Here is a 16,701-nt window from a genome sequence, read left to right on the forward strand (position 1 = left end):
TATTTACGGACATAAAAAAGGCGCCGAAGCGCCTTTTTAGTGTCTTTAACTTCTGAATAAAATCAGAATTTAAAGACAACCTTAACCGAGCTATCCACGACAGATGAGTCGACATAACCGATAAGGTTAGGGTTTTTAGCGACCAGATTTTTGATGTCGGCATCTGAGCCAGATTCTTTTGGCGGAGTACCTTTACCGGTAAAGATCAGTCGTGACCAGTAGGCTTTTAACTGGCTGGAGCTTTTGCCCAGCACTTTATCGTTAAAGGCTTCACGGCTGGCAGAACCTTCGTTCTGATCGACGGGAATCGCCTGGCTGCCATCGGGGAAGTTCGACGTCTTTCCCAGAAAAACCCGTGAAATGGTATCCTGATCCAGTGCAGAGTTGGCGTTGGAAGCACTGACAATCACAGCAACTTCGGCATTGGCCAGAGCAGTGACAAAGAACGTCATGGCAATGGCAAGTCGGGAGATCACTTTAAACATATTCATATACTCTCTCCTTAAAATACCAGACTCATACCGACATTGTAGAGCAGGCCGGATTCACCTTTTGCACCATTAACCAGTTCTTCGTCATGCTGTTGAATATCGACTTTAAACGCTGTACTGCTGTCGTAGTCATAACGCATCCCGAGGATAATACTGTTTTCTTTGGACTCTGCATTTTTCTGGACCTGACCGACAACACCAGACTCAAGATCATCTTCTGCAACGGTATAGGTCAGGTGCACTGTTGCATCACCGAAGCGCTGGGCAGCACTGATCAGATAGGCGCTGTCATCGTTGAGTAATGCGGTGGTCTGGTCCAATGCAGTCCATTCAGCAATTACCGCAGTACTGCCGTTATCGTATGACACGGATGCCTGATAGAACTTGGCTTTATCTTCATCGGCAGTGAACTCATCACCGACGCCAGCAAGAGCACCGCCTGCTGCAAGGTTATCCAGTGCACGACCACCAGTAGGATCTACATCTAAAGTCAGATCTGCCTGGTGATAACTCAGACGGGCACCGAAATCACCGGAATTCAGACTGAAAACCAAGCCCGCCGCGCGGCGCAGTTCAATGTGGTAGGTGTCGCCGCTCAGCGTAAAGTCGTCATTGTAGCGACCGGTGTAAGCCTGGATAGAACCGTCCATGCCGCCGATGGCGAAGCGGTGTGTCACATCAACACCACTGATGGATGAAAATGCATCCAGACGATAAACAATTGAAGGCGGACGCACCCAGTTATAGGCGTAGCCTACTTCAAGGAAGTCTGAATAATAGAAAAATGGTGTACGCAGACGACCCATACGGATGTCGGTATTTTCATTGGCTGCGTAAGTAACATATGCCCAGGATGCTTCAGTACTGTAGTTATCGCTGCCGCGGGATATTAACTGGACGGTGGCTGATGTTGTGTCGTTGACCTGCTTGGACATCTGTAGCCCAACCACTGTGCCGACATCGAATGAAACGCCGTCATCGTAACCATCCAGTGAAATATCTTCGGTGGACAGATTGCCGGCGGTTACATTCATGAAGCCATTAATATTTAAATCGTCAGAAAAAGCAGCGGGGCTGCAGGCCAGCAGCACTGCCGCTGCCAGGCCAGATTTGCGAAGAACCATGGATAGTATCCTCTACTGTTGGTTTCACAGATAACCTTAGTAGAGGTCTGGAATAGTTCAAATTGGCAATGTTTTTATTTTCTTTTGTGTTTTGGGGAATAAAAGATCTTCAGGCATTTTCTGTCATTGCGGTGATATGTTTGATCTGCCGCTGAATTAACAATTGGTTCTTTTCGGCCAGACTGTTAAGCCAATAGCTGGCCTGCTCACGTCCGTGTAAATCGGATACCATCGGCCCTTCTTCCCAGGCAATACCTGCATCCTGAGGGATATGGCTGAGCAGCTCCTGACTGACCAGCAGGCGACGTTCTTCACCACTGGTAGCAAGATGGGAAGCCCAGTGCACTGTATCGCCGATCAGGCTGCACTGGATTTGCTCATCATCACTTAATGGTGCCATCAGTACCGGGCCCCAGTGGGCAGCAACGCGGAATTCGACCGGCAGTGTTTTGCTGTCGTGATCGCGAAGATGAGCGATCAGGCCGAGGAATAATTGCGCGGCATAAAGGCAGTGCAGGGCTTCATTACCGTGTCCTGATTGCGGGTCGCGTGACATACCGAACAGCATTACAACACCATCTCCCAGATAACGATCCAGCTTGCCGTTATAAAGTTTGGCCGCATGGGACAAAAGCCGGTGATATTGGTTGAGGGTTTTACTCAGTTGCTCAGCACTCAGACGGTTCTGCAGAATTTCGAGATCCTGAATCTCAATAAACAGCAGTGCGCATTCATGGTAACGCAGCAGCTCACCTGTGGCCGGCGGAGCAGAAATAAAACGTCCCAGCGCTTCCTGCATCGCACGTTGCTGTTGCTCTTTAATGGCAATGTTATTCAGGGTGCTGTGCAGCTGTTTCAGGTCGGACAAAAGCGGTGGTGGTGGCAGGTGCAGCAGGTCTTTGCCTTCCTGCCAGTTAGACAGGCGTTGTTGTAACTGGCGTAAATAATGGAGATAGCGTTCGCTCAGCTGATACACGACAAGAGCTGCCAACAGTGCTGCCAATGCGCTGGCAATTAATCCGAGGGCAAAATAGCGGCGGGCAGTTTGTTCCGCGCTGCTGAGATTGATGTCGGCGCGCAGTAGCCCAATGGACAGATTGTCCTGAGTAACCGGCTGGCTGATCTCAATGCTGTCCGGTGATGGCCGGCCACTTTCGGCGATGACCTGCTGGCTGGCATTGAGTACACGGATGGCATCGATTTCGGGTCCCTTACTCCAGTCGCTCAGGGTAAGGCTGATACTGATGCGGTCCTGACGCAGCAGGCTGGGTGCGAGGGCAACGGTCAGACGCTGTAACTGGCGCTGTGCATCCTGACGCAGCTTTGCAGACAGCTGAGTTTCCAGATGGGTGTATGTCAGGCTGCTGATCAACAGGCCTGTCAGTAAAATCAGAAAGGCTGCGAGCAGGCCGCAAATTTGACTTGTATTCAACTTTTGCCCAATCAGGCTGGCGATCCGCATCACATTACTCAAACAAACGAAGATTTCCTCAACATTGGTGGTATTATATGCGCCGCCTGCAGTAACGCTAGGGCGAAACGGCAATTGTCAGTCCTCTTATTTGAGGACAGCGGATGATCATCCGGCATGCTGTAAACCGAATTTATAATTTTGATGAATGGGGATTCACCATGAGCGACGTGAAACAGTCTCTGCAAGATAAGCTGCAACAACTGGAAAAAGGTCTGTACCTGATGAGCGTTGACCGCGTACGCGCGCTGTCTGTACATGAAACCGTTGAGCTGATCGAAGAGCTGCGTGCGGTTGTTGCTGCTGCCAAAGCTGACGCCGGCAAACTGTAATTGCATCAAACTGATCTGCCTGCAGGTGTAACGTCCGTGACTGAATTGGTTCTAATCCGAGTGACTGGGGCCGATAAGCCCGGGTTAACCTCAAGCATCAGCGCCATTCTGGCGCAATATGATGTCACCATTCTTGATATTGGCCAGGCCGAAATCCACGACACCTTGTCGCTGGGGATCCTGGCCGCCATTCCTTCCCGTGCCGAATCGGCACCGGTATTAAAAGATGTGCTCTTTAAGGCTCACGAGCTGGGCCTGTCTGTCCGTTTTACGCCGGTTACACCGGAAAGCTACGAGCATTGGGTTAATGGTCAGGGCAAGCCGCGTCATATTATTACGCTGCTGGCCCGTGCCATTGAAGCCGATGCTATTGCCCGTATTACGGCGATTGTGGCTGAGCATGGTCTGAATATTGATCAGATTAACCGTCTGTCCGGGCGTGTTCCTCTGGTGCAGACTGAGCAGAACACCCGTGCCTGCGTCGAGTTCTCGGTGCGTGGAGATGCTGAACAAAGCGTGATGCGCGCTCAGTTTCTGCAGGTTGCCAATGAACTGGGCGTGGATATCGCCTTCCAGGAAGACAACGTTTACCGTCGTACCCGTCGTCTGGTTTGCTTCGATATGGATTCAACCCTGATTGAAGCAGAAGTGATTGATGAGCTGGCCCGGGCGGCCGGTGTGGGTGAGCAGGTGGCGGAAATCACCGAGCGTGCCATGCAGGGGGAACTGGACTTTATCCAGAGCTTCGAACAGCGTGTGGCGCTGCTCAAAGGCCTGAGTGGCGATGTGCTGCAGGGAATTGCCGAACAACTGCCGGTTACCGAAGGCGCTGAGCGCCTGATCCGTAATCTGAAAGCGCTGGGTTATAAAACCGCCATTCTGTCGGGTGGCTTTAATTACTTTGGCCGTTATCTGCAGGACAAGCTGGGCATCGACTATGTGTATGCCAATGAGCTGGAAATGGAAGATGGTGTAGTCACCGGCCGGGTGACCGGGCGTGTGGTGGATGGTCAGCGTAAGGCCGAGTTACTGCGTGAGCTGGCGGAGAAAGAAGGCATTCGTCTGGAGCAGACCATCGCTGTCGGCGACGGTGCCAACGACCTGCCGATGCTCAGCATTGCTGGTCTGGGCATTGCATTCCGCGCCAAACCTCTGGTGCGGGAAAACGCTAAGAATGCGATTTCGACGCTTGGGCTGGATGGTATTCTGTACCTGCTGGGCTATCGCGACCGCGATATTCTTGAGTAAAACACTCCGCAACAGCCACAAAAAAAGCCCGGCTCAGTATCATGGTACTTGCCGGGCTTTTTTGTGACTCAGTGATTACTCTTCATTTTCGTCACTGAAGTTGTAGCTCATTGCGCTCTGTGGTGGCTGAACGTAGTAGCCCTGAATAAAGTGAACCCCCAGCTGCCAGAGTGAAGCAACAGAGTTTGCGCTTTCAACCAATGGCACAATGGTGCGTTTTTCTTCTTCGTGCAGACCTTCAAGCAGGGCTTTCAGGTGTTTCTGCGCTTCAGGGTTTTGTCCCAGTTCCTGAGTAAAGGAACCATCAACTTTAACGTAATCAACCGCCAGGTGTTTCAGGGTCTGCATCGGATTCAGCGCGCAGCCGAAACGGCTGAGTGCCGCCGGAATGCCTTTTTCCATCAGCGAGTGGCTGAATTGCTGAGTTTGTTTCAGCAGACGGCTGGCGTCTTCTTCATTGAACTGGAAGATCACCGAACCTTTTGGCAGCTTGGCGGCGTTGATTGCGACACCAATCCAGCCGGGCAGAGTGTCATCGGCCAGGGATGCGGCTGACAGGTTGATAAACATCCGGGTGTTATGCCCCTTCGCCCGATGTTCACCCAGTAATTTAGTGGTGTGCAGAATAACCCAGCGGTCAATCTTGCGCTTCAGATCATCGCTGATATCAGTGTTGTTCAGGAAATCACCGCCAGACAACTCATCGCCATTCGGATGATGCAGACGCAGTAAGGTTTCATAGTGTTCGGTTTCTTCGCCGCGCAGGCTGATCATCGGCTGGAACAGCAGGCGGAAGCTGTTATTGCGGATGGCGTCAGTCAGCGTTTGCTGCAGGTTGCTGCTCTGTTGCGGCTCGTCCATTTCTTTTGGCAGGAAGAGATGAACGCCATTGCCACGCTCATGGCCAGCCTGCTTACGCACATCATCGGATGCATGATGCGATTGCTGCAGAATATCTTCCGGCCGTGAACTGTTTTCGGTAATCAGTGACAGGCCGATACTGGCGGTCACTGTAACGGTGCGGTTGCCGATATCAATTAAGAGATGCTCAATCTTATCGCGCAGGCGCTCGCCAAACTGCAATGCGGATTCGGCATCGGCGCCCATACGCATGCAGGTGAAAATATCCTCACCAATACGGGCCAGTACGTCTTTCTCATTGATCTGTGCTTTGAGGCAGTTACCAATTTCACTGATCACGGTATCGGCGTTGCTGATGCCAATTTCGCTTTTGATTTTGCCGAAATGGTCAATGTTGATATACAGCACTGCACCTTTAGCACCTTTTAATACAGCGCTGTCGACGGCTTCTTCCAGACGGGCATTGAAGTAGGGCTTGTTGTACAAGCCTGTCATCAGATCACGGCTGCTGATTTCTTTCAGTTTGGCTTCCAGTTCGCTGTTATCGGCATTAGTGCGGATAACGACCTGAGTACAGCGTTCATCACCATAAGTGGCCGCAGAGAAGGTCATCAGCATCGGAAAGGTGTGGCCCTTGTCGTTGATGCCGGTGGTTTTCAGCTCCTGACTGCTGCCCTGTTCGGCATGATAGGTTTTCAGAAAGCTTTTAAATCCGGCCTGACCTGAGCTGTCGACCATATCCATGATCGGCATACCTTCCAGCTCTTCTACTGACGCATAACCAAAGAGTTCGAGATAGGCCTGATTGGCGTAGACGTGCATACCGTCGTGAATATAGGCCACCGCATCTTTTGAACTTTCGAGCAGATTCTGGCAGCGCTTTTCGGCATCACGGATACGAACTTCCAGTGTCCGCAGTTCACGACGGGTGCGCAAATGGCGTAATTCCCGCTGGATAACCAGCAGCAGCAGATTGCTTTCGTCAATGGGAACCACGGTACAGGCGCCACGTTTGATGGCCGCTTCCATAATCATGGCATCGACATCTTCAGTGATCAGAATGACGGGCAGGTCTTTATTCAGTCGCTTGATCTGCTTCAGCAAATCATCATAGCTGATGCCATTAACGTCTGGCTGAGCAACCAGAAGATCCCAGGATTTTTCCTGAAGCTGTTCGTTCAGGTCTGCCAGTGAGGTAATCTGATGCGCCCGGGTGGCGCTGCCGGAATTACGCATCAGACTCACCAGGCTTTCGGCATCATTCTGGGTTTCTGTGAGCAACAGCAGATGCAATGTGTCCCGACTTGTCGACATGCCAACCTCTGGTAAATAAAAAAGCGATTATAGAGCCCGTGAGTAAAAAAAAAATGACCGGGTGTGACAAAACGGTCAGAAGGGCATTTTAAAACGATCAGATGGTGGTATATAGGATCAGAGTTTGTTCCAGATGGAATCAAAGTCATCTTCACCCAGTCCCGGCGTTTGCTGCATCCCTGATGACTGAGCCTGACTGGCTGCACCGGCACTGCGGAACTGAAACTGACTGAAACTGCTGGTTGATGTCAGTCGCTTGGTCAGCTGATAACGACCCTGTAATTCAGGATACATTAATTCGACCTTATTGCCTGTGCGGAAGGGGATGCGCGGCAGAAGCAGTGTTGCAGGCTGAGCAATGGCCTTGATTGCGGGCAACAGCAACGCTCTCATATAGGGACCGTTGCTGCCGGTTTTCTGCAGTAACCGCGCTGCGCCGACCTCGGCTTTTGGGGCTAACAGTTCAACGCCGAGCTGTGTACCCTGATCGCGCAGGTGACGAATCCAGCGGATCACACCGATGGACCAGTGTTTAACTCCGCGCTCCTGAATGCCTAATAATTCTCCGGCCTGAATACTGGCCGGCACTTCTCCGTTCCAGTGAATACAGTAACCGCCCGGGCTGGTATTAATCAGATCAACCTGATGTGCAGGGTATTTTGTGGTGACTTCGTCACTGCTTTCTTCCTGCGCCTTGTGTTTATTGATGAACTCAATGGCATCAATATTCAGTGCGGTATTTTCGGCAATACGGGCACCGCCGGCATCGAAGGCATTAGCCCAGACATCGCCTTCGCTGCTGGCTTTGCCGACATCAACGCTGCGCTCAACCTCGCCTTCCAGAGTCTTGGGTTTAACTGAGGCCAGCATCTTTTCGAAATCCTGCTGACCACCGCTGTAATAGTGGGTTGCAGAAAGCCCGATGCAAATACGCAGCTGGCCTTCGGTATGTGCACGGCGGAAGGAGCGCTGCCAGTGGATTCCCCAGGACTGAATGGCGTGGGACAGCAGGTTGTCGCTGAGCTTGCCGGGAACGGTAATCTGATGGGTGCCATTAGGATTGGCTGCCCAGTGTTTCAGTGCTTGCACCAGCTGCGCGGTATTCAGGCTGCGGAACAACGGCTTTTGTGCATCACGCAGGTGCTGGCGGTACTGTCCCGGACGATCACGGTGCAGATTAATAATAAACAGAGCGCTCTCATCGTCGGCGGCAGACAGAGAAGCAGATTCCGCCCACAGCTCGCTGGCATCGTACAGTTGAGCCAGATCCTGCTGGCGCAGGTTATTAGGCTTGGCGGTTCCTAGCAGGTGAGCGCGGATATACACATCCTGAATAGTGGATGTGGATAAGAAACGGGTCTGGCGGTCACTGACTTTATAGGTCAGCAATTTGTGCATTTCTGCCAGCAGATAAAGCTGATTAATCTCCAGCCAGGCGTGCTCCGGCGGCTGACAATACAGCTGGAAAGCACGCAGTATGGTTTGATTGGTATCGGAAATCGCGCGGTGGATAGCCAGCGTAACCACTTTGGAGGGCTTGTCTGCCGGTGCAACACGGCTGATGCTGTGCGCCACAACCATCTTATAACCGGTGGCCAGATGTCCCTGCAGCGCCTGACTGAGATTGGCGATTTTCAGCTGTTTATCGTTCAGTGATATAGACGATTGCAGAAAGTGTTTATTCAGCAGGGTGCAGATGGAATAGATGTAAGGACGCACCACTTCCAGCACTTTAAAGCGCAGCAACGGGTCGGTGTTCCATTGATTCAGCTCGCGGATAGCCTGATATAACTGACGTGCAGCTTCACCGGTGTTGGCCATAGGTAATTCTTTGGCCCACTGGGTAACGCCCTCAACATTGCCCGCACAAAATGATGGCTGCGCGAGAGGCGTTGTCGGTATGTGCAGTTTTATCGGTGTTTTCGGGCTTTCCATGCAATCCTGCTGTGATTAAACCAAAGTTTTTCATCCGGCGGATTTTTGCCGAACCTCATACACAGTATAGCGACTTTGCCGTAAGTGCATGTGATTCATAGCAAAAGCCTACTTCCTTATAGGCAATATCCGTTTACCTGTCGAGGTTGATTGGGGACTTGTTCGCTTTGCCTGCTTCCTCGCGAACCAGGCGTGGAACCAGGTATCCGGGTAATTCAGCCAGTAGTTGCCGGTACAAAAACACGGCCTCCTGCTCGCTGATATCAAAATGATGAGCCCCCCGGACTGAATCAAGCAGGTGAAGGTAATAAGGCAGCACCCCAAATTCAAACAACCGTTCGCTTAAATCAGACAGAATACCGAGCGTGTTGTTCACTTTTCTCAGCAATACGGCTTGGTTCAGCAGGGTAATACCGCTCTGACGCAGTGCCTGTAATGGCAGGCGCAGGGCGTCACTGAGTTCGGTTGGATGGTTGATATGCAGAACCATGCTGACCTGCAGACGGCTGTTGCTCAGCAGGCTTTGCAGTGCCGGGGTCAGACGCTGCGGAATCACGACTGGAAGGCGACTGTGAATGCGCAGGCGACGCACATGTGGAATGGCTTCTATCAGGGTAACCAGTTCCTGCAGAGCATCATCCTGCAGCAGTAAAGGATCGCCGCCACTGAGGATCACTTCGCTGATGCTGCTATCCGTCGCGACATAATTCAGCGCTTCTGCCCACTGCTTGCGGCTGATGCGGTTGTCGCCATAGGCAAAGTGGCGGCGGAAACAATAGCGGCAGTTAACGGCACAACCGCTGGTGGCCAGCAGCAGTACCCGGCCGCGGTATTTGTGAATAATCCCTGGCTGGATATTGGTGTCTTTTTCCGCCAGTGGGTCGGTGATATAGCCTGGCCGGTGTTCGTTTTCCGTTGCCTGCGGCAGCACCTGCAATAACAGGGGATCGGCGGCGTCGCCCCTCTGCATCAGTGCGGCATAAGTCCGGGGTACCAGCATGCCGAATTCCTGACAGGCCTGCAGGCGTTCAGGCATCTCTGACAGTGGCAAATCGAGGTATTCCAGCAGTTCTTGAGGACGGCGGAATGCCTGAGCCAGAATCTGCTGCCAGTCTTCGCCCTCAACAGCGGCGGCAGATCGCGTTATGATAGGCAACTTGATATGAATTCCTAAGAAGCGATTAATTTAAAACGGGTTATTACATGGCGAATTATTCTACCAACGAATTTAAATCAGGTCTTAAAGTCATGCTGGATGGCGAGCCCTGCTCCATTCTGGATAACGAATACGTTAAGCCGGGTAAAGGCCAGGCGTTTAACCGCGTTAAATTGCGCAACCTGCGTAATGGCCGTGTGGTGGAAAAAACCTTCAAGTCGGGTGATTCGCTGGAAGGCGCCGATGTGATGGAACTGGAGATGGAATATCTCTACAACGACGGTGAATTTTGGCATTTCATGGCCACCGACGGTTCTTTTGAACAGCATGCCGCCTCTCAGGAAGCGCTGGGCGATACGGTGAAGTGGCTGAAAGAACAGGAAATCTACACCATCACTCTGTTCAACGGTGCTGTACTGACCGTCGCTCCGCCAAACTTTGTTGAGCTGGAAGTGGTGGAAACCGATCCGGGTCTGAAAGGCGATACCGCTCAGGGCGGTAACAAGCCTGCCACGCTGACCACCGGTGCTGTGGTTAAAGTGCCGCTGTTTATTAATATCGGTGACAAGCTGCGTATCGACACCCGCAGCGGCGACTACGTCAGCCGCGCCTGAGTCCTCGGCGCTGTTACAGGGGAGCTTACGGCTCCCTTTTTTGTGTCTTTTTTATACCGACATCAACAGGTAACCCATGAACTGGCAACCTTCTGCCGAAATGCATGCGCTGCGTGCCCGTGCCCGGATGAATCAGCAAATCCGGCAGTTTTTTGCTGCCCGCGATGTACTCGAAGTCGAAACCCCGGTACTGGCCTCAGCACCGGTCTCTGATCCGAATATCGAGCCCATGTGCACCAGCGAACAGCGCTGGCTGCAGACTTCCCCTGAATATGCGATGAAGCGCCTGCTGTGTGCCGGCAGTGGCGATATTTTTCAGATTGCGCGGGTGTTTCGCCGTGGTGAAGCCGGGCGGCGTCATAATCCGGAATTCAGCATGCTGGAATGGTACCGGGTAGGCTTTGATCATCGCCGGCTGATGGATGAAGTTGCTGAGCTTGTGACGCAGTTATTGTCAGCCCGTTACCCGCAACTGCCACGGCTTAACCTGAGCTATGGCGATGCCATGAGCCGTTATGCCGGGCTGGAAGTTCATTCTGCCAGCGATGAGCAGATCGCTGTTCTGGGCCAGCAGTTAGCGGGGCAGGATCTGCAGCTCAGCCGCGATGGCTGGCTGGATGTGATTATGAGTCATCAGGTCGAACCGTCCCTGCCGGCAGATACTCTGGTGTTTATCGATGATTTTCCGGCCTCACAGGCGGCATTGGCGCGGGTCAGTAACAACACTGAGGGTGTCGCGGTGGCACAGCGTTTCGAGTTGTATTTCAACGGTGCTGAGCTGGCTAATGGTTATCACGAACTGACCGATGCAGAAGAGCAGCGGCGGCGTTTTGTGCAGGAAGCCGGTGGCCGTCCGATTGATGAATATTTACTGGCGGCACTGGAGCATGGCTTACCAGACTGTGCCGGCGTGGCAATGGGGCTCGACCGTTTATTAATGCTGGTTCAGGACAGCGGCAATATTGCTGATGTGCTGAGTTTTGACTGGAGCCGTGCCTGAATCAGGCAACAGAGAGAGAAGCTTTATCGGCTCTCAGGCTCAGTTGTATCTGTTGACCGGCCGGAGTAAAGCCAAAGCGTGACAGCTGCTGCTGTATGGTGGGGTTTATATCGGTCTGATGGACAACAATTTTGCTCCAGCCAGCCTGGCGTGCCTGATTGATCGCGGCCTGTAACAGCATACTGCCTGCTCCCTGACCCTGATACGCCGGCAGTACCGCCATATCATTCAGCCGCATAATGGCCGGTTGGTCGCTGCCGGGATTGAGGCTGCTCAGGGTCAGCATGGCAATGACTTCTTCCTGATCGCGGATGCAGAGTACCAGGGCATGTTCTTTTGCCAGCAGCAGATTACCCAGACGGCGTACCTGCTGATGGCGGCGGCCAAAAAAGTCACCTTCCTGTGTTTCCAGCAGCGACGCCAGGTCACAAAGTGCAGATATATCTGAAGTTGAAGCCGTATCGATATACATCGTCTACCCACCGCTGCAGTAATTCATAAACTGATCAGGAATGCAGAAGCTTACCCCGGATAAAAGGTGCTTGCCCAGACAATTGCTGATAAATGTGTAGGCATTGTTGCCGTTGGTCATAATATCGCGGTGATATTGGAGAAGCCGTGCTGAACTTCGCAATTTGTCCAACCGGGCCAGGAGGTTAAGGGCAGCGCACAGAAGCGCTACCCGGAAAGCATCAGGCTTCTTTATTGCGGCTGAACATCTTGCGGCCCAGAACGGCAAGGCCGAGCACGATAAAGACACCAAATTTTTTCAGGAATACCAGTGCCAGTGCGAGGAAGCCTGTTTTTGCCAGCACCTTGCCGGTGATCAGGGCGCCAAGACCGTAGGCCGCTACCTTATCCATATCCGGATTAAAGTCGGCATAGGTTGAGCCCTGATCGAATTCGGCAATATTCAGCACATTGTTCAGATTGCTTTCGATGGTTGTCAGCTGGTCAACGCCGGCAATAAAGTTCAGAACCAGAACGCCCTTACGGCCCAGCACGCGGATGTTGTAGTTCAGCGTGTGCAGCTCTTCATCACCAAAGCGCAGCTCTTTGGCCCAGTGCAGTTTCTTTGCGCTGGCATCGTAATAAGGCGTGGCAGCCCAGCCGATCAGCTCAATGGATTCATAACCCATAGCGGCGCGTTCTTTGTTTTCTGCGCGGATATCATCCTTCATCTGTTGCAGCAGTTCGCTGTAGTCGATGTCGGCAGCGTCTTCGTCAGAAACGTAGCCTTCTTCTTCATATTCAATGGTTACTGCCCAGGAATTGTCATCAAACGGCGTCTGATCCGCAGGGAACAGCATGCCGAGAACATTCTGGCCCGGAATATTGCCCCAGACATCTACCAGTACACGCTCACTGTCATTGCCATCAAGAAAGTAGAAACCTTCCGGTACATGCAGGGTGGCGCCGGTGCCATAGAGAGGAATGTCGCCTTGCTGGCGGTTAAGGGAGTCCCAGAATTGCTGGGCAGTCATGCCGCTTTCTTCTTCAGCGCAGACAAACAGGGATACAGCCAGCAGTACGATACTGGCAAGCAGACGGTTAAACATCGTATTTCCTTACACGGAGATAGTTAAAGTCAGAAGATCCATTTCGGCGGTGTTAACCACGGCTGGAAGGATATGCCGGCATCCGGCAATGTAAGGAATTGTCAGGGAGCTCCGGGTTTTATGCAACCCGGAGCTGACAGATATATCAGTCGGCTTTGGCGATGGCTTCGCCCATGCGCAGCGGCGAGTCGGCTTTGAGCTGATCCAGCCAGTCGATTTTATCCTTGCCGAAGCAGAGAACAACGGTCGAACCGAGCAGGAAGCGACCCATTTCTTCACCTTTCTGCAGGGTAACAGGCTGCGGGTTAGTGAAGTCGGTGACTTTCAGCTGACGTTTCGGCGGGGTAATCAGTCCGGCCCAGACGGTTTCAATCGCGGCCACAATCATGGCACCAACCAGAACCATAGCCATCGGGCCATGCTCGGTATCGAAGATGGCAACCAGACGCTCATTACGGGCAAACAGACGCGGAACATTTTCGGCGGTGGTTTTGTTCACTGAAAACAGGTCGCCCGGCACATAAACCACTTCACGCAGGGTGCCGGTCACCGGCATATGCACGCGGTGATAATCCTTTGGCGACAGGTAAATAGTCGCGAACTCACCGCCCATAAAGGGTTCTGCACGCTGGGTGTCACCACCGAGCAGTTCGATCAGCGAGTAGTCCTGACCTTTGGCCTGGAAAATACGGCCGTTTTCAATTGGCCCCAGCTGGGACACCGCACCATCGGCCGGAGAAACGATCACATCATCACCGCTGGCGATGGTGCGTGCGCCGTCTTCCAGTTCGCGCGTAAAGAAGTCGTTAAAGCAGCGGAATTCCTCGGCGGTTTTACGCTGCGCTTCGTTCATGTTGACGTCGTACTGATCGATAAAGGCACGGATCAGCGGATTTTTGATCCAGCTGGTTTCGCAGCTGGCCAGCCAGCCAACAGCACGGGATAACAGGTGTTGTGGTAACAGATACTGGGCGCCGATAAAGGCTTGATCTTTAAATGACATGGGATTCCTCAGGGTTGGCTGCCAGTGCTGACAGGAGTGGCCGGGTCGTTGCCCCATTCGGACCAGGAGCCGGCATAGCCTTTGATGTTCAGGCCAAGAATTTTTCCGACCAGATAGGTAAAGCCGGAACGGTGATGGGTCTGACAGTGGGTGGCGATTTCTTTGCTGCTATCGATGCCCATCTCTGCCAGCAACTGACGGAAGCCGTTCAGTTCGTTAATGCGCAGACCGCGGGATTTATTCATTCCCAGCGTCCACTCGTAGTTCACCGCGCCGGGGATATGTCCGCCGCGTTGTGATATTACTTTTTCGCCGCTGTATTCCGCTGCAGAGCGGGCATCCCAGATAGCAAAATCCGGCTGGCCGATACGGGCAATAATCTGATCTTTGTCCAGTGCAAATTCATGGTGCAGTGCGCCCACCTGATAGCCGGACGCCTGTACTTTATGCTCACCACTTTCGGTCGGCAGACCGGCTTCACGCCAGGCAACAATGCCGCCGTTGAGATAGGAATAGTGCTGGTGGCCAATCATATCCAGTACCCAGATCAGACGTCCGGCCCAGCCGCCGCCTTCATCGTCGGAGCAGATAACATGGGTATCCGGGGTCAGCCCCAGTTCACTGAATACTTCGGACAGCTGCTCAACCGGTGGTAACTTGCCGGGAATCGGCTGGCCGCTGCATTGCAGACGTTTGAAATCCAGATGCACGGCACCGGGGATGTGCTGCTGCAGGTAATCTTCGTATTTCGCCTGCTCAATAATCAGTACTTTGCCCTGGGCCGGCGTCAGGGGTAATTGCGCCGCCAGCGCTTCCGGTTCCAGCAACAGAGGAAAATCTGCCATGGAAAACTCCGCCAGTGTGAATAATAAAGGCGAGAGTTTATCCAAGCCGGGGACGGATGTCAGGCGCCGCTTGCGTCAGCGCTTATGGCTGACCGTGGTTTGCGGCTGCGCGGCGCCGTTTTTCGGTGTTGGCTTTCAGGGTTGCCAGACTCTGGCTGGTAACCTGACAGAGGTTTTTAAAGCTGATGTATTCCGCCTGGGATAATTCCGGCTGATGTTCGGCGGCAAAACCCATTACCAGACCTATCGGAGCTGCGCCGGCGTCAATCGACATCATCATGGTCTGCTGTGGAATCAGCTCGCTGGTGGCTGCTGGCAGATGCTGCAGAAAACGTTGGCGGTTGTCGCTGTTAAGCAACAGGCTGGATTGTTTTTCCAGCAATTTGTTGAACAACGAAGGCTTACGCAGGTCGACCACAAAACGCCGCATCGGCGCCTGTTCGCTCATGCCTTCAGCATAAAACACCTTCAGCACGGTTTTGTCTTTATTCAGCAAAGCAATGCAGGCCGCCGACAGACCGATACCTTCGCAAACTCCTTTCAGCATGCCACGCATCAGATAGTGCCAGTCGCCGAAGCTGTCCGGTTCCTGCTGCAGCTGGCGCAGCAGCTTCTTCATATATTTATCGTCGCTGTGGCGCTCTTCCGGCTCTGCATTAACCGCTGGTGTTGCCCTGCGCTCATGATAAGGCTGTGCCTGCTCCTCGTGCACTGGCTGCTTAGGTGCGGCATTTTCTGTATCAATCCAGGGGTATTCGTGGACGGCTGGTTGCGGGCTGAGCAGCAGCTGCAGGCCGGTAGAAATACCGCTGTGCTGTTGCTTGCTGGTTTGCACCTGCAGCTGGCGCAGTTCCGGTTGCAGCATGTGCTGCGGTTTGCCAAGCCAATGGCTGACCAGAGTTTGCCAGCGTTTGCTGTGACGACCGTCAGGGGCAATATGCCAATGCCAGGCGAGGCTGTTTGCCATCAGGCTGATCATCGCTGGTTGTTGGCAGTGATGCAGCAGCGGGCGCTGATTGTCCAGATCGCGAGGGTCATGATGACGCAAAACCCGCCATTGTTCGGCATCTGGCCAGTTTTCTTTGTTGAATACTGCCGTGGCCATAACGGGTAGCGACAGCTGTTTATTCAGTTTCTGTATGGCAGAAAGCTGGCTGCCGAAAATAGCCCGGGTACTTTCGGCCAGCTCACAGCCACGACTTAGCAGGTGCAGCCAGTTCTGCGCCGGTTTGTAGTTCAGCAGTGCCAGCCATAGCGGAGCAGAGGTCAGCATGGTGCTCCAGCGGGCATAGCTGACGGAGGTATTACCTTTACTGGCGGCCCATACCGCGGCCAGATTGCCCGCCAGCTGGGCCGTTAACAGTGCATTGCGGTAAAGCTGAGCGGCGGGGTCTTCAGTCTCCGCTGAGACGACAGGCAGCTGCTTCATCAGCTTAACCAGTTCCTGCATACCCAGCAGAGACAGGCAGCTGGCAGCCCCTGAAATCTGTTCGTTGCAGCCGGGATGGCGCTCCACGCTAAGGCGTAATAAATGCAGGCAAAGCGCCGGATCACGCTCAATTGAGCTGGCGAGGTCTTCAAAGCTGACGCTGCGGTTATGCATTTGCTGGCGGATACGCTCACGCGATTCCTCCAGAACGGGAAAGTCATGACAGTCTGCGAGCGTCTGCCAGAGTGTTGCCGGTGGTTTTGCTATCGATAAGTGTGTCATGACCCTGTTTGTGTAACAGCCGTTTGTAGCCTTTACT

General features: G+C 53.1%; 15 protein-coding genes. 4 read left to right on the plus strand and 11 right to left on the minus strand.

Translation table 11 applies throughout. From position 1 onward, the window contains the following. Positions 1-62: 62 nt before the first annotated feature. The 3 genes from HUF18_RS10050 to HUF18_RS10060 all read right to left on the minus strand — a co-directional run bounded on the left by HUF18_RS10050 (position 63) and on the right by HUF18_RS10060 (position 2,987). Positions 63-491 carry a phosphate ABC transporter substrate-binding protein gene (locus HUF18_RS10050; protein ID WP_225692104.1) on the minus strand — a complete coding sequence of 143 codons (429 nt, stop codon included), beginning with the start codon at positions 489-491 and terminating at the stop codon, positions 63-65. Positions 492-502: 11 nt separating this feature from the next. Further along, on the minus strand, positions 503-1,615 hold the full coding sequence (locus HUF18_RS10055; RefSeq protein WP_225692105.1) for a porin: 1,113 nt from the start codon (positions 1,613-1,615) through the stop codon (positions 503-505). Positions 1,616-1,724: 109 nt separating this feature from the next. Further along, complete coding sequence (locus tag HUF18_RS10060; protein ID WP_225692106.1) at positions 1,725-2,987, minus strand: adenylate/guanylate cyclase domain-containing protein; 1,263 nt, start codon at positions 2,985-2,987, stop codon at positions 1,725-1,727. 260 nt (positions 2,988-3,247) lie between these two features. Between HUF18_RS10060 and HUF18_RS10065 the strand changes: the two genes are divergently transcribed. Continuing rightward, on the plus strand, positions 3,248-3,418 hold the full coding sequence (locus HUF18_RS10065; RefSeq protein ID WP_186435978.1) for a hypothetical protein: 171 nt from the start codon (positions 3,248-3,250) through the stop codon (positions 3,416-3,418). Between the two features lie 36 nt (positions 3,419-3,454). Further along, positions 3,455-4,666, plus strand: a complete 1,212-nt coding sequence (gene serB / locus HUF18_RS10070; protein ID WP_145469885.1) for a phosphoserine phosphatase SerB — start codon at positions 3,455-3,457, stop codon at positions 4,664-4,666. A 75-nt stretch (positions 4,667-4,741) separates the two neighbouring features. Here serB and HUF18_RS10075 read toward each other — a convergent pair whose 3' ends face one another. The 3 genes from HUF18_RS10075 to epmB form a co-directional block, all read right to left on the minus strand. Continuing rightward, positions 4,742-6,841 carry an EAL domain-containing response regulator gene (locus HUF18_RS10075; RefSeq protein WP_225692107.1) on the minus strand — a complete coding sequence of 700 codons (2,100 nt, stop codon included), beginning with the start codon at positions 6,839-6,841 and terminating at the stop codon, positions 4,742-4,744. Positions 6,842-6,958: 117 nt separating this feature from the next. Further along, positions 6,959-8,776 carry a GTPase gene (locus HUF18_RS10080; RefSeq protein WP_145469883.1) on the minus strand — a complete coding sequence of 606 codons (1,818 nt, stop codon included), beginning with the start codon at positions 8,774-8,776 and terminating at the stop codon, positions 6,959-6,961. A 133-nt stretch (positions 8,777-8,909) separates the two neighbouring features. Beyond that, the gene (gene epmB, locus HUF18_RS10085) at positions 8,910-9,932 is read right to left on the minus strand and encodes an EF-P beta-lysylation protein EpmB (RefSeq protein WP_225692108.1); all 1,023 of its coding nucleotides are present in this window, start codon (positions 9,930-9,932) and stop codon (positions 8,910-8,912) included. A gap of 47 nt (positions 9,933-9,979) precedes the next feature. Here epmB and efp point away from each other — a divergent pair, with 47 nt between their 5' ends. Together efp and epmA are read left to right on the plus strand one after the other, a co-directional pair. Continuing rightward, positions 9,980-10,546: an elongation factor P gene (gene efp / locus HUF18_RS10090; RefSeq protein ID WP_145469881.1), complete on the plus strand. Its 567-nt coding sequence runs from the start codon at positions 9,980-9,982 to the stop codon at positions 10,544-10,546. A gap of 76 nt (positions 10,547-10,622) precedes the next feature. Then, positions 10,623-11,546: an EF-P lysine aminoacylase EpmA gene (gene epmA, locus HUF18_RS10095; RefSeq protein WP_225692109.1), complete on the plus strand. Its 924-nt coding sequence runs from the start codon at positions 10,623-10,625 to the stop codon at positions 11,544-11,546. 1 nt (position 11,547) lies between these two features. On the opposite strand, the gene HUF18_RS10100 is transcribed toward epmA, so the two are convergent. The 5 genes from HUF18_RS10100 to HUF18_RS10120 form a co-directional block, all read right to left on the minus strand. Further along, complete coding sequence (locus HUF18_RS10100; RefSeq protein ID WP_145469879.1) at positions 11,548-12,018, minus strand: GNAT family N-acetyltransferase; 471 nt, start codon at positions 12,016-12,018, stop codon at positions 11,548-11,550. A gap of 220 nt (positions 12,019-12,238) precedes the next feature. Continuing rightward, positions 12,239-13,105, minus strand: a complete 867-nt coding sequence (locus HUF18_RS10105; protein ID WP_225692110.1) for a DUF2167 domain-containing protein — start codon at positions 13,103-13,105, stop codon at positions 12,239-12,241. A 145-nt stretch (positions 13,106-13,250) separates the two neighbouring features. Beyond that, positions 13,251-14,108: an archaetidylserine decarboxylase gene (gene asd, locus HUF18_RS10110; protein WP_145469877.1), complete on the minus strand. Its 858-nt coding sequence runs from the start codon at positions 14,106-14,108 to the stop codon at positions 13,251-13,253. Between the two features lie 8 nt (positions 14,109-14,116). Further along, a complete protein-coding gene (locus HUF18_RS10115) occupies positions 14,117-14,953 on the minus strand; it encodes a sulfurtransferase (RefSeq protein WP_145469876.1) in 837 nt (278 codons plus the stop codon). A gap of 82 nt (positions 14,954-15,035) precedes the next feature. Next, the gene (locus HUF18_RS10120; protein ID WP_145469875.1) at positions 15,036-16,664 is read right to left on the minus strand and encodes an HDOD domain-containing protein; all 1,629 of its coding nucleotides are present in this window, start codon (positions 16,662-16,664) and stop codon (positions 15,036-15,038) included. Between the last annotated feature and the right edge of the window lie 37 nt (positions 16,665-16,701).

This window comes from Thalassolituus sp. ST750PaO-4 (genome assembly GCF_020320405.1).
Lineage (GTDB): Bacteria > Pseudomonadota > Gammaproteobacteria > Pseudomonadales > Oceanobacteraceae > Venatoribacter > Venatoribacter alkanivorans.

Coding starts and splice junctions, on each gene's coding strand:
- HUF18_RS10105 (WP_225692110.1), bottom strand. CDS start 13,105: ATGTTTAACCGTCTGCTTGCCAGTATCGTACTGCTGGCTGTATCCCTG.
- efp (WP_145469881.1), top strand. CDS start 9,980: ATGGCGAATTATTCTACCAACGAATTTAAATCAGGTCTTAAAGTCATG.
- HUF18_RS10050 (WP_225692104.1), bottom strand. CDS start 491: ATGAATATGTTTAAAGTGATCTCCCGACTTGCCATTGCCATGACGTTC.
- HUF18_RS10100 (WP_145469879.1), bottom strand. CDS start 12,018: ATGTATATCGATACGGCTTCAACTTCAGATATATCTGCACTTTGTGAC.
- HUF18_RS10080 (WP_145469883.1), bottom strand. CDS start 8,776: ATGGAAAGCCCGAAAACACCGATAAAACTGCACATACCGACAACGCCT.
- HUF18_RS10055 (WP_225692105.1), bottom strand. CDS start 1,615: ATGGTTCTTCGCAAATCTGGCCTGGCAGCGGCAGTGCTGCTGGCCTGC.
- asd (WP_145469877.1), bottom strand. CDS start 14,108: ATGTCATTTAAAGATCAAGCCTTTATCGGCGCCCAGTATCTGTTACCA.
- epmA (WP_225692109.1), top strand. CDS start 10,623: ATGAACTGGCAACCTTCTGCCGAAATGCATGCGCTGCGTGCCCGTGCC.
- HUF18_RS10120 (WP_145469875.1), bottom strand. CDS start 16,664: ATGACACACTTATCGATAGCAAAACCACCGGCAACACTCTGGCAGACG.
- HUF18_RS10115 (WP_145469876.1), bottom strand. CDS start 14,953: ATGGCAGATTTTCCTCTGTTGCTGGAACCGGAAGCGCTGGCGGCGCAA.
- HUF18_RS10065 (WP_186435978.1), top strand. CDS start 3,248: ATGAGCGACGTGAAACAGTCTCTGCAAGATAAGCTGCAACAACTGGAA.
- HUF18_RS10075 (WP_225692107.1), bottom strand. CDS start 6,841: ATGTCGACAAGTCGGGACACATTGCATCTGCTGTTGCTCACAGAAACC.